The organism is Rhizobium sp. CC-YZS058 (assembly GCF_034720595.1).
Classification (GTDB): domain Bacteria; phylum Pseudomonadota; class Alphaproteobacteria; order Rhizobiales; family Rhizobiaceae; genus Ferranicluibacter.
Map to the genome: position 1 here is coordinate 2,045,756 of NZ_JAYESJ010000001.1, position 14,842 is coordinate 2,060,597.

Consider the following 14,842-nt stretch of genomic DNA (forward strand, 5'->3'; position numbering starts at 1 on the left):
CAACAGGGACGGCCTTGAGGCCGTCCCTCCCGTTCAGCCAGGAGCCACGATCATGTTCAGGAGCAACCTTCCGACCGGAGTTGGCCTCGGCTTCAAGCCCGAGCATTTCCCTGCCATTCTCACCGCAGACGACCGCCCGGCTTTCTTCGAGATCCACGCGGAAAACTATATGGGCGCCGGCGGCATGCCGCATGCCATGCTCGCGGCGCTGCGCCGGGATCATGCGCTCTCCATCCACGGTGTCGGCCTTTCGATCGGCGGAGAGCAGCCGCTCGACCAAAACCATCTCGACCGGTTGCGGGTTCTCTGCGACCGCTACGAGCCGGAGAGCTTCTCCGAGCATCTGGCCTGGTCGTCCCACGACCAGCAGTTCCTGAACGATCTCCTGGCCCTGCCCTATACCGACCGGACGCTGCAGATCGTCTGCGACCATATCGACGCGGTGCAGGCGCGGCTCAAGCGGCAGATGCTGCTGGAGAACCCCGCCACCTATCTGGTCTTCAGCGACAGCACCTGGGAGGAAACGGCGTTTCTCGCCGAAATCGTACGCCGCACCGGCTGCGGGCTGCTGCTCGACATCAACAACGTCTTCGTGGCGTGCGGCAATCATGGCGTGGAGCCGGAAGCCTATCTGTCTCGCTTTCCGCTCGGCGCCGTCGGCGAAATTCATCTGGCCGGCCACGCCGAACGGTCGGACGGAGCGGGTGGAACCATCCTGATCGACAGCCATGACAGGCCGGTCATCGATCCTGTCTGGGCGCTCTATGCCTCGACCCTTTCCCGCATGGGACCGCGCGCGACACTGATCGAATGGGACAACGACGTTCCCGACTGGAGCGTGCTCATGGGCGAGGCCGCGCAGGCGCGGGCGATCCTGACCGGCTGCATGCAGATCGCGGCGGAGTGACGGACATGGACCGGCGCTTGCAAACATCCTTCGCCTCGGCGCTGCTCGACGTCCCGCCAACGGTGCCGGCCGAAATCGCGCGGACCGACGGCGCCGATCCAAGGAGCCGGTTCGAGGTCTATCGCAACAATGTCCAGTCCGCCCTTGCTTCAGCGCTTTCTGCCCGGTTTCCGGCAACGGAGCAGGTGGTGGGCGCGCCCTTCTTTCGGGCGATGGCGCTTGCCTATGCGCGCGCTCATCCGCCCCGCTCGCCTCTCCTTCTCGGCTATGGAGACGGAATGCCGGCGTTCGTGAGCGCATTTCCGCCGGCGCAGGCTCTGCCTTATCTCGCCGATCTCATGCGGCTCGAAGTGCTGCGCGGCCGCGCCTATCACGCGGCCGATTGCGGTGTGCTCGACCCTGCCCGGCTGGCCTCATGTCCCGCCGAGGCGATCGAGAGCCTGAGGCTTCGCCTTCACCCCTCGGCCGGATGGCTCTCGTCCCCCTATCCCGTGCTGACGGTCTGGCGGATGAACAGCGGGTTGCAGCCGCTGGCGCCGATCGCCGACTGGGGCGGAGAAGACGTGCTGGTCGTGCGTCCGCATCTCACCCTTCATGTCCACGCCCTGCCACAGGGCACGGGCGCCTTTCTCACCGCTCTCGCCGACGGCCTGCCACTCGGCCCGGCCGCCAGCCGAACCGCCGCCGAAGCCGATGGCTTCGACCTCCACGAAACCCTGGCCTTCGTCCTCAGCTGCGGCGTCCTGGCCGATCTCGAAGAAAGCTCGCTCCCATGACCGTCGATGTGCCTCACTCGGGACAGGACAGCGCCTATGGCCAACGGCTGCAGAGGCTGCGCGCCCTGCCCGGCCGTATCCCGCTCGATCTCCTGCTCGTTCTGTCCCGCTTGTCGATCGCTGCCACCTTCTGGCGCTCGGGCCAGACGAAGCTCGACGGTTTCGCGGTCAGCGATTCGGCACTCTATCTGTTCGAGAACGAGTACCGGCTGCCGCTGATCGATCCGTGGCTGGCGGCCCATCTCGCCGCCCTGGCCGAGCATCTCTTCCCGGCCCTCCTCGTCATCGGGCTCGCCAGCCGGCTCTCGGCAATGGCCTTGCTCGGCATGACGCTGGTGATCGAGGTCTTCGTCTATCCGGATGCCTGGCCGACGCACGGGCTCTGGGCAGCGGCCCTTTTGCTCATCATCCGCTCCGGCCCGGGCCGCCTGTCGCTGGACGCACGTCTGGTCCGCAAGGGGCTCGCGGCTGGCGTCTGACGGGGCAGCTCATGTGGACGCCGGAGGGGGCAAGAAATCGCGCCCTCCGGCGGATGTCGTCATTCCGCGGCAGCCTCGCGGGACTCCTCGGCCTTCTCCTCCGACTCGTCGGTCAGGAAGCCGCCGGACTGGCGGGACCAGAGGTCGGCATAGAGCCCGCCCTGAGCGACCAGTTCCGGATGGGTGCCGGCCTCGACGATCCGTCCCTTCTCGAGAATGATCAGACGATCCATCTCGGTGAGCGTCGAGAGCCGGTGGGCGATGGCGATCACCGTCTTGCCCGACATCAGCGCGAAGAGGTTTTCCTGGATCGCCTGCTCCACCTCCGAATCGAGCGCCGAGGTTGCTTCGTCGAGGATCAGGATCGGTGCGTCCTTGAGGAAGACGCGGGCGATGGCGATGCGCTGGCGCTGGCCGCCGGACAGCTTGACCCCCCGCTCGCCGACCTGTGCATCGAGGCCCTTGCGGCCCTGGTTGTCTTCCAGTTGCTCGATGAAGTCCCAGGCATTCGCCTTCTTCGCGGCGGCGATGATGTCTTGATCGCGCGCCTCCGGCTTGCCATAGGCGATGTTGTCGCGGATCGAGCGGTGCAGGAGGGATGTGTCCTGCGTGACCACGCCGATCGCCGCGCGCAGGCTGTCCTGCGTCACCGCGCTGATGTCCTGCCCGTCGATAAGGATCCGGCCCCGCTCCAGCTCGTAGAAGCGCAGCATGAGGTTCATCAGCGTCGTCTTGCCGGCGCCCGAGCGCCCGACCAGGCCGACCTTCTCGCCAGGCGCAATGGTGAGCGAAAGCTCCTCGATGACGCTGCGGGTCTTGCCGTAATGGAAGCCGATTGCCTCGAAACGAATTTCGCCCTTCGACGCCACGAGCGGCTTGGCGGCCGGACGATCGACGATGTCGTGCGGCTTGCTCATCATCTGCATGCCGTCATAGACGGTGCCGATATTCTCAAAGAGCGCCGAGACCTCCCACATCACCCATTGCGACATGCCGTTGATGCGCATGGCGAGCGCCACGGCAATCGCGATCGAACCGACCGAGATGGCGCTCGTCAGCCAGAGATGGATGCCGAGCGCAGCGATCGAGAACAGCGCGACGCAGTTGTTCGTGTAGACGAGCACGTGGAACATCGTGACCTTGCGCATCTGCCGATGCACGGTCGCAAGAAACGTATCCATGCCCTCCCTGGCATAGGCTTCCTCGCGGCCGGCATGGGAGAAGAGCTTGACGGTGCCGATATTGGTGTAGCTGTCGACGATCCGCCCCGTCATCATCGATCGCGCATCCGCCTGATCCTTGGAGATCTTGCGCAGGCGCGGCACGTAATAGGCGACGATGGCGATGTAGAGCGCCAGCCAGACGATCAGCGGCGCGAGAAGCCGCCAGTCCGCCGCCCCGACCACGACCAGCATCGAGACGAAGTAGCTCACCACATAGACGAGAACGTCGAGCACCTTCATGACCGATTCGCGCACGGCCAGAGAGGTCTGCATGACCTTGGTCGCCACGCGGCCCGCAAATTCGTTGGCGAAGAAGGTCATGCTCTGGCGCAGCAGGAAGCGGTGCATCTGCCAGCGGGCGATCATCGGGTAATTGCCGAGCAGCACCTGGTGCATGATCATCGAATTCAGCGCCACGAAACCTGGCAGCAGAACGAGGATGATCGCGCCCATGAAGGCCAGCCGCCAGCCCTCGCGCTCCAGGAAGGTCGCGCGGTCGGCATTGGCGAGCCAGTCGACGAGACTGCCCATGAACTGGAACAGCGCGACCTCTCCGACGGCAATGACCATGGCGCAGAAGGCCATCAGCGCCAGGAAGCCGGCCGCAGGCTTGGAATAGTGCCAGCAGAAGGCAAGCAATCCTTCCGGAGGATGCGTCGGCTCTTCCGACGGATAGGGGTCGAGGCGGGATTCAAACCAGCCGAACATTGTCAAGCTCCCTTGAGGGAATGGCCGATGGGAGGGACGGGCCTGAAGTCGGTGGCAGTCCGCGCATCGGATGGAAAAAGGAGGCGGCCAGCCGCATCCGGTTCATCGTGGGGGATCGGGCCTCAAAAACCGGGGCGGCACGAAGGACGTGCCGGGCGCGCGACGGCGCAAGAAGGTTTCCGAGAAGAAGCGGCGCGAACCGTCAGCCGAGCCAGGCTGGAGAGAGAAGGCGCAGGCCAGCGCTGAGCGGGTGATCCATGGAATGCCTCCTCCAAAGGTTCGTGTTGGCGCAGGCGGGTGTCATAGCCGCTTTTTCCGCGCCGTGCCACCCCCGGCTGCACGCTTCGACGTGCGAGCGCCGGATCGGAACTTCCTGTTGCCATTCGATCACGCGCCGTCTTGCGCGGAACCAAGCGGCGGCGGCATCGACAGCCCCCTTCGGCTTTGCTAGGCAGCAGGCCCGCCCTCCGCCGGTCAGCACCCATGCCGTCTTCCTCCCTCCGCATTGCCCTTTACCAGCCTGATATTGCCGGGAACACCGGCACGATCCTGCGCCTGGCGGCCTGCCTTGGGCTCAGCGTCGATCTCATCGAACCGGCCGGCTTTGCGCTGTCCGACCGGAACCTGAAGCGCGCGGGGCTCGACTATCTGGCGAGCGTCGTGCTGACCCGCCACGCCAGCTGGCAGGCCTTCGAGGCCTGGCGGGCCGAAACGGGCCGGCGCCTGATCCTTGCCTCGACCAAGGCCGCCCTGCCCTATACGCAACATGCGTTTGCGGACAGCGACATCCTGATCTTCGGGCGCGAGAGCGCCGGCGTTCCGGATTCGGTGCACGCGGTGGCGGACGCGCGAATTCTCATACCCATGGTCGAAGGCCAGAGGTCGCTGAACCTTGCCATGTCGGTCGCGATGATCGCCGGCGAGGCGCTTCGCCAGACGCAGTGGGTTGGACACGCTGGAGGATAAGGCGCTCAGTCTGCGGTCGGCAGCCGGCGCATGGTGAATTCGATTGCCCCGTCCTCCAGCTGCCGCCAGCTCTCCACCTCCGTCCAGTAAGCGGCCTTGGGCCAGGTTTCGAACCATTCCTGCGCCTTTTCACGCGCGGCGGGCCGGTCGAGGCGGAAGGTTTCGCGCACGAAGAGGCTGTCGCGCGCCTGCGGCCGGCTCTGCCGGTGGCGGTGGATCTGTCGCTTGAGGCCGTCCAGGGGCGGCCGCTTCGGAAGTCTTGCCATGCCGCTCCCTCGCCGTGAACCAACAGGGAAAAGATAGGGTCAAGGCACGCATTTTGCGAGTCGATTCGCGGCCTAAGGCAAATTGCGTTAATGCGGCTGGACGCCGTGATTCGTCGCCCGCGGACACCCTCCGCACCCACGATCACGCATGTATTGCCCGAGGACCCGCCATGGAACGACCCAGCCTGCCGATCGGCCTGCCCGACGATATCGAGGAGAAGAAGGCCAAGGCGCGCGCCTGGTTCGAAACGCTGCGCGACACGATCTGCAGTGCCTTCGAGGGACTGGAAGACGAGCTGACCGGCCCGCTGTCCGAGACGCCGCCCGGTCGGTTCGAGCGCAAGCCTTGGAGCCGCGACGGCGGAGAGGGCGGCGGCGGCGTGATGTCGATGATGAGCGGCCGCGTCTTCGAAAAGGTCGGCGTTCACACCTCGACCGTCCATGGCGAGTTCTCGCCGGAATTCCGGGCCCAGATCCCGGGTGCGGCGGAAGATCCGCGCTTTTGGGCCTCGGGCATTTCGCTCATCGCCCACCCGGTCAATCCGCATGTGCCCACGGTGCACATGAACACGCGGATGGTCGTCACCACCAGCCACTGGTTTGGCGGCGGTGCCGATCTGACGCCGGTGCTCAACCGTCGCCGGGCGATGACCGATCCCGACACGGTGCTTTTCCACCGCGGCCTCGAAATCGCCTGCCAGCGCCATGCGGTCGCCGACCATCCCCGGTTCAAGGCCTGGTGCGACGAGTATTTCTTCCTCAAGCATCGCAACGAGCCGCGCGGAACGGGCGGCATCTTCTATGACTGGCTGCATTCCGGCGCGGAGAAGGGCGGCTGGGAGGCGGACTTCGCCTTTACCCAGGATGTGGGCCGCGCCTTTGCCATGGTCTATCCGAAGATCGTGCGCGGCAACTTCAACACGCCCTGGACGGAGGAGGACCGCGATGAGCAGCTCATCCGGCGTGGCCGCTATGTGGAGTTCAATCTCCTCTATGATCGCGGCACGATCTTCGGCCTGAAGACCGGAGGCAATGTCGAGTCGATCCTCTCCTCCCTGCCCCCTGTGGTGCGCTATCCCTGAGCATGGGTGAACAAAACGCATCCGCCGAAGTTGGATGGGCACCACATCCGCACGGAGGACAGATCATGGTGTTCAAGCAACGCGCCTTCTTTGGCGACCCGGCCCTGGAAGAGGACCCGCAGGGCAGCGCCGACCTCGAAAGCCGGGTCGCCGGTATGCTGGCGGGCGTTCAGGGGCTGGAAGCCTCAGAGATCGACGTCGTCGCCAGCGGAACGACGATCACCCTGTCCGGCTTCGTCGCCTCGTTGGAAGAAATCGAGCGGGCAGCCGAAGCCGCCAGGGCGGTCGAAGGCGTCACCGCGGTCGATAACCGCCTCACCACGCCCGATCGCGACAGCGCAACGGCGGAGCGGGACCGGAAGGTGTGACGCACATTTGGTCTGCCCGGCCGTATTGTCCGCAGAGACAGCTTTTGATTGCGAGGCCAGAAAACCCCTTCTGGCCTGCCGGCCATCTCCCCCACAAGGGGGGAGAGACCGTGTGGCGGTCGCTCGCCCCCTTTGAGCGTTGGAAGCTGGGTTGGCGAACAAGGGGAATACGTTGGCGCGCGCTGCAGAATGAAAAGGATGAGGACTTCCGCCCAAAAAGCGGCTGGGTCTCTCCCCCCTTGTAGGGGAGATGGGCGGCAGGCCAGAGGGGGACTTGTCACGCGCACAGGTCGTTCTGACAGGGTCGGCCTGCAGCAGAGACGACTCTTACCCTCAGATCTGCTTCAGCGTCCAGGCCACGATCTCGGCGACGACCTGAGCGGCGGCGGTGTCGAGGCCCTTGACGAAGGCGGGCTTGCCGGAGCCACTGACGGGGGCGACGGCGCGGAAGGCGCGCTGGGCGCGAACAGTGCCGTTGCGGTCGTTGACAATCTTCACGAAGATTTCGACCACGGCATCATTGGCGCCCGTCTCCACCTCGAAAGCGCGGATCTCGCTGACGACCTGATAGTCGATCGCCAGGCCCTCGCCCGGCTTGCCGACGCCGCCGACCTTGCCAGAGTTTTCGAACGCCTGCACGATCTTGGCCTGCACCATGCGCGGCAGACGGTCGCTCCACTGCGAATCGGCGAGATATTGCAGCTCGGCGCCCTTCAGCCGCACGACGATCTGCTCGCTGTTCAGCGCCTTCAGGGCCGTCGGCTCGGGCACGAGGATCTGACGCCCGGTGGACGCCGGTCCGGCCACGGTCGGGACCGAGGACAGGCTGTAGGTGTCGTTGTTGGCCTTGCCGGCACAGGCGGAGAGGGCGGCGAGGAGAAGAACAACGGACGACGCCCGGAAAAACCCTGCCTGCCGCTTGATACTGATGTCCGGGAAAACCATGCGTTTCAAAACCCTTATCGTTCCGCAGCAACTTAAAGAGGCGGACGCCGCTGGCAAGGCCTAAGCGCTCCCGAATGTAAGCTCTGTCGAAGAAATCCGTGAGGCAGTGCAGACTTGCCACGCCTGCTCCGCGATCCCCGCCGCGCAAGCGGCGGAGGACGCGGGAAAGCCAGGCAAACGAGGCGGTGGCGCGCCTCAGCGGCGCGTGCGCCCGTCATATTGCTTGACGGTCTCGCCCCCGAACAGCAGGCGCTGCGGGTTCTTGTCGAAATTGTCGACCGTCGAATCAAGCGTCTGAACGGCACGGCGGGTGTCGTCGACCAAGGCCTCGATATCGCGCAGGCCCGTGGCGGAGAACCGGCGGAAATTGGCCGCGATCGGGCCGACCTGAGCGTTGATGTTGTCGGCGACATTGCGGAAGGAGGCGAGCGTCGACTTCACATCCTGGGAGATGCCCGGCGCGTCGGCATCGCCGAGGAAGCCGTCGAGCTTGACGAGGATGCCATCGACGCGGCTAGATGCGGCGTTCAGCTTGTTGGCCATTTCGGTCACGTTGGAGATGGTCTTGTCGATGTCGGGCCGGCGCTGGTTGATGTTGGCGGCGAGATCGGCGAAGGACGCCACGGCGCGACGCGCCTCCGCCCCGGCCGTCGATGCATCGTCAACGAAGGCGCTGATCTTGTCCGGGCTGATTGCCGCGACCAGCGTCGTGACCTGCGTCAGCGTCTGGGTCGCGCGGACACCGAAGCGCTCATAGGTATCAGCCGTACGGCGGACACTCTCCAGCGTATCGGTGACGCTGTCGGAAGCCGACTTCAGATTGCCGCTGATCTGTTCGACATTGCCGACAATGGTGCTGACCTTGCGGGGATCGACGGCCTTTACGAGCGCATCGGCAGAGGTGAGCGTCGAATCGAGCTTCTCCGCCGCGCCGTTGATGGAGGTCGAGAGCGCGCTGACGCTTTCCAGGAACTTGTCGATGCCTTCGGCATTGTCGGCGAGCGAGCGGGAAAAGCGGTCGGCATTGTTGATCGTCTCGGTCAACGGGCCGCGCACGTCGGACACGAAGCCTTCGATATTGCCGATCGCATTGTCGGCCCGGTCGAGAATCTTGTCGGCGGTGGCGAGCAGGCTCGTCACGCTCGACTGATCCGCCTGGATCTGCGCCGAGCGGCCCTCTTCCTGCGCCTTCTGCAGGATGTTCTGCTCGCCCTTGTTGCCGCCGCTGAGCTCGATATAGGCCGCGCCCGTCAGGCCCTGGACCTCGAGCATGGCCTTGGTCGATTCGAGAACCGGCGTGTCGAGGGCGACCTCGGTCACGGCGACGGAGAAGTTCGGATCGTTGGCATTGATGGCCAGACTGCGCACCGAGCCGACCGGGATGCCGTTGAAGCGAACGGCGGAGCCGACCGACAGGCCGTTGGCCGAGCCTGGAATCGAGACAACCAGCTCGACCATCTCGCCGCTGCGGCCATATTGCGACATCCAGTAGACGAAGCCGAAGGCGGCGAAGATGACAGCGACGGTGAAGAAGCCGACAATGGCGTAATTGGCTTTGGTTTCCATCGTGTGCGGTTATCCCTGCAGGCGGCTCTGCGCGCTTGGTGTTTCGACTTCGCCCGGCTCATCGCCGCGCGGCTCCTCGTCGCGGACGATCGAGCGGGCTCGCTTGCCCTTGAAATAGGACTGGACCCAGGGATCGTCGAAGGCGAGCATGTCCTCGATGGTCCCCTCGACCAGAACACGCTTCTTGCCCAGAACGGCGATCCGGTCGCAAACGGAAAACAGGCTGTCCAGGTCGTGAGTCACCATATACACGGTGAGCCCCAGCGTGTCCCGCAGTTTGGCGATCAACTCATCGAACTCGGCGGCGCCGATTGGGTCGAGGCCGGAGGTCGGCTCGTCGAGAAAGACAAGATCCGGATCGAGCGCCAGCGCACGGGCCAGCGCTGCGCGCTTGATCATGCCGCCCGAAAGCTCGGAGGGAAAACGGTCCGCCGCTTCCGGCGCAAGGCCGACGAGCTCGATCTTCAGCCGCGCGAGATCGTCCATCATCTCCTGCGGCAGGTCCATATATTCGCGCATCGGCACCTGGATGTTTTCCAGCACCGTCAGCGAGGAGAAGAGTGCGCCGTGCTGGAACAGCACGCCGAGCCGCGTATCGAGCGCGATGCGCTCGTCCGGCGTGGCCGCGTCGTAGTCGGCACCCAGGATCTCGATCGTGCCGGACCGGCGCGGGAGCAGCCGCAGAACCGTGCGCATCAGCACCGACTTGCCGGTGCCCGAGGCGCCGACGAAGCCGAGGATCTCGCCGCGACGGATGTCGAGGTTCAACTTGTCGAGCACGACATTCGAGCCGAAGCCGACCGTCAGGTCCTTGACCGACAGCACGATCTCGCGCTCGTCCTTGCCTTCGCTGGCCTGCGGCTGAACGCCGGTCGGGGTTGCATCCTCCTCGGCAAGGCGATCATTGTCGTCCAGATGCTGGTCCACCGCGTCCGCTCCCATCAGAAATCGATCGCCGCGTAGAAGATGGCGAACAGGCCATCGACGAGGATGACGACGAAGATCGCCTTGACCACGGACTGGGTGACCTGCCGGCCGAGCGATTCGGCGCTGCCGCCAACCTTCAAGCCTTCCACGGCCGCAACGATGCCGATGATCAGCGCCATGAACGGCGCCTTGATCATGCCGGCGAGCACGGAAGAAAAATCGACCGCTTCCTGCAGGCGCGAGAGGAAGGTCTGGTAGGTGATGCCCGAATAGGCATTGGTAACGACGGCGGCGCCGGCCAGTGCCGCAAAATTGGCGATGATGGTCAGGAGCGGCAGGGCGATCGTCAGCGCCACCAGGCGGGGGAAGACGAGGATGCCGATCGGGCTCAGGCCCATTACCTTCAGCGCGTCGATTTCCTCGCGCATCTTCATCGAGCCGATTTCGGCCGTGATCGCGCTGCCGGAACGGCCGGCGATCATGATGGCGGTCAGCAGCACGCCGATTTCGCGCAGCTGCAGGATGCCGACGAGATCGACGACGAAGAGCTCGGCCCCGAAATAGCGAAGCTGGAAGGCGCCCTGCTGCGCGATGATCGCGCCGATCAGGAACGACATGAGCGTGATGATCGGCACGGCCTGGACGCCCATGCGATCGATCTGGTTGACGATCGCTGCAGGGGAAAGACCACTATGGCGCCCCACTTTGAGCTGCGCACCGCGCACCGCCGAGCCGACGATGTAGAGCGCGGCGACCAGATCCTCCCAGGCGGCCATGGTCACGCGGCCGATGGGCGAGAAGATGCGGGAGAAGAGCGGCTTGCGTTCCGCCTTCTCCTTGGCCGGCTGCTTGAGTTCGGCCGGCAGCGCCCTGATGAGCTCGAGATAGCCCGGCTTGCCGCCATCAAGCGTAACGGCCTCGCCGCCGCCGAGCTTGGTCATGAAGCGGCGAATCGCCCAGGCGCCGGCCGTATCCATGCCGTCGACGCCCGAAAGGTCGAGGCGCGCCTGGCCCTGCCCGCCATCCTTGGCAAGCTGGTCGAGCTTCGAAACGGCGGTCGGAAGCTGAGTGCTGCGCCAGGTTCCGGCAAAACGGAAAACCCGGTCCTGTCCTTCGGCTTCGTCGCGCTCCACTGTCGCATCGGTGGTTTGGGAGGCTGTGGTCACGCGGCTCAAAGTTCTTTCGGGAGGGTTCGCAAATGCTAAAAGGCGTTAACCTCTCTTAGCGAGTCGCAGAGCATCTGTCACCGCAGGAAATGGGAAGGAAACGGACGATGGCAAGGGACGAACCGAGACGGGCGATGCAGCTCGCCGTGGAACATTTTCCGCTGAAGGAGGCCTTCACCATCTCGCGCGGATCGAAAACGGCGGCAAGTGTTGTCGTTTGCCGCTTACAGTGCGGCACCGCAGTCGGCCTCGGCGAATGCGTGCCCTATGCCCGCTATGGCGAAACGATCGAGAGCGTGCTTGCGGCGATCGAGAGCGTGCGGGCGGCGCTGGAAGGGGGTGTGTCGCGCGAGCTTCTGCAGACGCTACTGCCGCCGGGCGCTGCGCGCAACGCGGTCGATTGCGCGCTCTGGGACCTGGAGGCGAAGGTCAGCGGCGTCGCAGCCTGGCAGGCTGCAGGTCTCGCTTTGCCCGGTCCGCTGGTGACCGCTTACACGCTTTCGCTCGGCGAACCGGGCGAGATGGCTGCAGCGGCAGCCGCTCAGGCGCATCGTCCGCTGCTCAAGATCAAGCTCGGCACGGGTAGTGATTCGGCCCGCCTCAGGGCGGTTCGTGCGGCTGCGCCCGATTGCGTTCTGGTGGTCGATGCGAACGAAGGCTGGCGACCGAACACGCTCGCCGAGCATCTGGCCGTTGCCGCCGGCGAGGGCGTGGCGCTGGTGGAGCAGCCGCTGCCGGAGGGTGAGGACCAGGCCTTGGCCGAGATCGCCCATCCGGTGCCGATCTGCGCGGACGAGAGCAGCAAGACCGCCGAGGGGCTGGAAAGCCTGCTCGGCCGCTATGATGCGGTCAACATCAAGCTCGACAAGACAGGAGGGCTGACGGGGGCGCTTGCCATGCGGAAGCGGGCCGATGCGCTGGGCCTGAAGGTCATGGTGGGCTGCATGGTCGGAACCTCGCTCGGCATGGCGCCGGCCGCCCTCGTGGCCCAGGGCGCCGCCTTCACCGATCTCGACGGGCCGCTGCTGCTGGCCCGCGACCGTGAGCCGGGCCTGACCTATGAGGGCTCGACCCTGCTGCCGCCCGTCCCCGCACTCTGGGGCTAGACAGGCAGTGCCTCCTTACGCGGCACGGCGCGTCATCGCCGGGCCGCGCTGCATCGTCCAGGCCGCGACGATCAGGCTGACGCCGAGCGCGGCCACTGCGGACATGGCATAGAAGCCGCTCGCCCCGTACCAGGCATAGGCATAGCCGGAGATGAAGGTGCAGACGGCGGTGGAAAGGCCGGTGTAGAAGAAATAGAGCCCTTGCGCCCCGGCCTCCTGCTCCTCCGGCACCTGGCGCACCAGCTGGTTCTGCAGGCCGGTATGCATCAGCGCATAGGTGAAGGCGTGCATGGTCTGCAGCGCCAGATAGCCGCCGAAGCCGAGGTCGAGCGGAAAGAGAAGCCAGCGCCCGACGGCCAACGCCGCGCCCGACAGGATCATGACCCAGAGGCTCATGCGCAGCAGCAACGGCTTGGCAACCACGAACATGGCGATTTCCGCCAGCACCCCGGCGCTCCAGAGCAGGCCGATCTCCGTGCCCGTAAAGCCGATCTTGCTCCAGTAGAGTGCCGAAAACGCGAAGAGCATGCCATGGCTGCCATTGACGAGGCCCACGCCGAGGATGAGCGTCTGGACATCGCGGCGGCGCAGTGCCTTCGGCTGCGGGGCTGCCAGGGAGGTCAACGTCGAGGGCCGGCGCGGCGGGCCGACCTTGGGCGCCAAAAAGGTGATGCCGATCATGACGGCGAAGCTCAGCGCCATGGCCGGCAGAACCATGCTGCCGCCGACCAGGCTGATCAGCTCGCCGCCGATCATGGTGGCGACGATGAAGACGATCGAGCCCCAGAGCCGCATCCGCGCATAGTCGAAGCCCCAGCGCCGCACGCCGGACAGCGCGATCGCCTCGACGATCGGCACATAGGGGGAATAGACGCCGCCCTGCAGGGTGTAGACGACGAGGATGAACCAGAAGCTGTCGGACACGAACAGCGCCAGCGCGGTCAGCAGCGAAAGAACGGCCGAGACATGCAGAAGCCGCGTCCGCTCGCCCATTCTGTCGGCAAGCACCCCGGCGAGCGGCGCTGTGAACACCCGCAGGAACATCGGCACGGCGAGGATGAGCGCGATCTCGGGATCGCTCATATGCAGCGTTGCCAGCCAGATCGGGAAGAAGGGCATGGCAAAGCCGTTGACGAGCAGCGGACCGGAGAAGAGGAGCGCCAGACGCGTCGTGAAATGCCGCGGCGCCAGATGCAGGACGGGCGGGGCGGAATCGGAGAGAATCATGGGTAGAAACCTGCGGGAGACCGCAGCCTGTTAGCATGCTCGACCGCCCCGCTGATCACGCCCAATGGCGGCCACACCGCTTTCCCGCCGAGGCGCGGCAAATCCGCAACGCTCGACCTCAATGCCGTTAGAGGAACCGTTGGCCGGCAGATCGAAGCCCGCACCGGCCGCACGCACGCGTCAGGCCGCGTGGCGACCGATCATGCCGGCGAGGAGCGCCTCCGCTTCGTGCGAAGGTTCGTTCTCGACGACATTGCCCAGGATCTCGCGCCAGTGAACGAGCTCCATCCGCCCGTCCTGATGCTCGAGAATGGCGGTGCAGCTCTCCACCCAGTCGCCGGTGTTGAGATAACGGATGCCGTCGATCTCCGTCATCACCGCATGGTGGATATGGCCGCAGACGACGCCATCGGCATCGGCCCGCCGGGCCTCCTCGGCGACGACGCTCTGAAAGGCGCCGATGAAATTGACGGCGTGTTTCACCTGCAGCTTCGCCCAGGCGGAGAAAGACCAGTAGGGCATGCCGAGTCGCCGGCGAACGGCGGACAGGACGATGTTGATCGCGATCGCCATGTCATAGGCCCAGTCGCCCAGATGGGCGATCAGCCTGGCGTTGCGGACGACGACGTCGAATTCATCGCCATGCAGAACGAGGTAGCGCCGTCCGTCCGCCGCCTCGTGCATATGGCGCGGGGCCACCTCGATGCCGCCGAAATGGACGCCGGGGAAGTCGCGCAGGAACTCGTCGTGATTGCCCGGAATATAGATGATGCGCGTGCCCTTGCGCGCCTTGCGCAGGAGCTTCTGCACCACGTCGTTGCAGGCCTGCGGCCAGTACCAGGAGCGCTTGAGCCGCCAGCCATCGACGATATCGCCGACGAGGATGATCGTTTCGGCATCGTGGTGGCGCAGAAAATCGAGCAGATAGTCGGTCTTGGCCGCCTTGGAGCCAAGATGGACATCGGAAATGAACAGCGTGCGATAGCGGCGCGGCGCCGGGTCGGGCTTGGTCTCTGTCATGGGGCCTCGCAGGAACTCGTGCGGTTCTTCAAGGCTAAAACAGACTCTTGTTTCAAGAGCATGACAGCGGCGAGCCATGCGGAGCTTGCAGGGCTCGCCAACTGTACGTC

The 14,842-nt window shown here is 65.3% G+C and carries 15 protein-coding genes; 7 read left to right on the forward strand and 8 right to left on the reverse strand.

Translation table 11 applies throughout. The features are described from left to right. Positions 1-52: 52 nt before the first annotated feature. From U8330_RS09715 to U8330_RS09725, 3 genes are read left to right on the forward strand one after another with little or no spacing between them, the layout of a single operon-like run. Complete coding sequence (locus U8330_RS09715) at positions 53-907, forward strand: DUF692 domain-containing protein (protein WP_323105042.1); 855 nt, start codon at positions 53-55, stop codon at positions 905-907. Between the two features lie 5 nt (positions 908-912). Further along, positions 913-1,683: a DNA-binding domain-containing protein gene (locus tag U8330_RS09720; protein ID WP_323105044.1), complete on the forward strand. Its 771-nt coding sequence runs from the start codon at positions 913-915 to the stop codon at positions 1,681-1,683. Beyond that, the gene (locus tag U8330_RS09725) at positions 1,680-2,162 is read left to right on the forward strand and encodes a DoxX family protein (RefSeq protein WP_323105045.1); all 483 of its coding nucleotides are present in this window, start codon (positions 1,680-1,682) and stop codon (positions 2,160-2,162) included. Before U8330_RS09720 ends, U8330_RS09725 begins: the two co-directional genes overlap by 4 nt. Before the next feature lie 59 nt (positions 2,163-2,221). Here the strand turns inward: U8330_RS09725 and U8330_RS09730 are convergent, their stop codons facing one another. Continuing rightward, positions 2,222-4,093 carry an ABC transporter ATP-binding protein gene (locus U8330_RS09730; RefSeq protein WP_323105046.1) on the reverse strand — a complete coding sequence of 624 codons (1,872 nt, stop codon included), beginning with the start codon at positions 4,091-4,093 and terminating at the stop codon, positions 2,222-2,224. A gap of 483 nt (positions 4,094-4,576) precedes the next feature. Between U8330_RS09730 and U8330_RS09735 the strand changes: the two genes are divergently transcribed. Beyond that, positions 4,577-5,059, forward strand: a complete 483-nt coding sequence (locus U8330_RS09735) for a tRNA (cytidine(34)-2'-O)-methyltransferase (RefSeq protein WP_323105047.1) — start codon at positions 4,577-4,579, stop codon at positions 5,057-5,059. 5 nt (positions 5,060-5,064) lie between these two features. Here the strand turns inward: U8330_RS09735 and U8330_RS09740 are convergent, their stop codons facing one another. After that, positions 5,065-5,325, reverse strand: coding sequence for a hypothetical protein (locus U8330_RS09740; RefSeq protein ID WP_323105048.1), 261 nt, complete (start codon positions 5,323-5,325; stop codon positions 5,065-5,067). 170 nt (positions 5,326-5,495) lie between these two features. Here U8330_RS09740 and hemF point away from each other — a divergent pair, with 170 nt between their 5' ends. After that, positions 5,496-6,407 (forward strand): oxygen-dependent coproporphyrinogen oxidase, encoded by a 912-nt coding sequence (gene hemF, locus U8330_RS09745; protein WP_323105050.1) that lies wholly within the window; start codon positions 5,496-5,498, stop codon positions 6,405-6,407. Between the two features lie 65 nt (positions 6,408-6,472). Further along, a complete protein-coding gene (locus tag U8330_RS09750; protein WP_323105052.1) occupies positions 6,473-6,775 on the forward strand; it encodes a BON domain-containing protein in 303 nt (100 codons plus the stop codon). Positions 6,776-7,108: 333 nt separating this feature from the next. Here U8330_RS09750 and U8330_RS09755 read toward each other — a convergent pair whose 3' ends face one another. The 4 genes from U8330_RS09755 to U8330_RS09770 all read right to left on the reverse strand — a co-directional run bounded on the left by U8330_RS09755 (position 7,109) and on the right by U8330_RS09770 (position 11,379). After that, positions 7,109-7,720, reverse strand: coding sequence for an ABC-type transport auxiliary lipoprotein family protein (locus U8330_RS09755; RefSeq protein WP_323105053.1), 612 nt, complete (start codon positions 7,718-7,720; stop codon positions 7,109-7,111). A 195-nt stretch (positions 7,721-7,915) separates the two neighbouring features. Next, a complete protein-coding gene (locus U8330_RS09760) occupies positions 7,916-9,286 on the reverse strand; it encodes an MlaD family protein (protein WP_323105054.1) in 1,371 nt (456 codons plus the stop codon). Positions 9,287-9,295: 9 nt separating this feature from the next. Continuing rightward, the gene (locus tag U8330_RS09765) at positions 9,296-10,114 is read right to left on the reverse strand and encodes an ABC transporter ATP-binding protein (RefSeq protein ID WP_323107245.1); all 819 of its coding nucleotides are present in this window, start codon (positions 10,112-10,114) and stop codon (positions 9,296-9,298) included. A gap of 113 nt (positions 10,115-10,227) precedes the next feature. Continuing rightward, positions 10,228-11,379 (reverse strand): ABC transporter permease, encoded by a 1,152-nt coding sequence (locus U8330_RS09770; protein WP_323105055.1) that lies wholly within the window; start codon positions 11,377-11,379, stop codon positions 10,228-10,230. A 107-nt stretch (positions 11,380-11,486) separates the two neighbouring features. On the opposite strand from U8330_RS09770, the gene dgcA reads away from it, so the two are divergent. Then, positions 11,487-12,485, forward strand: a complete 999-nt coding sequence (gene dgcA / locus U8330_RS09775) for an N-acetyl-D-Glu racemase DgcA (RefSeq protein WP_323105056.1) — start codon at positions 11,487-11,489, stop codon at positions 12,483-12,485. A 15-nt stretch (positions 12,486-12,500) separates the two neighbouring features. Here dgcA and U8330_RS09780 read toward each other — a convergent pair whose 3' ends face one another. Together U8330_RS09780 and U8330_RS09785 are read right to left on the reverse strand one after the other, a co-directional pair. Then, positions 12,501-13,712 (reverse strand): MFS transporter, encoded by a 1,212-nt coding sequence (locus U8330_RS09780; RefSeq protein WP_323105057.1) that lies wholly within the window; start codon positions 13,710-13,712, stop codon positions 12,501-12,503. A 180-nt stretch (positions 13,713-13,892) separates the two neighbouring features. Continuing rightward, complete coding sequence (locus U8330_RS09785; protein ID WP_323105058.1) at positions 13,893-14,732, reverse strand: UDP-2,3-diacylglucosamine diphosphatase; 840 nt, start codon at positions 14,730-14,732, stop codon at positions 13,893-13,895. Positions 14,733-14,842 lie beyond the last annotated feature (110 nt).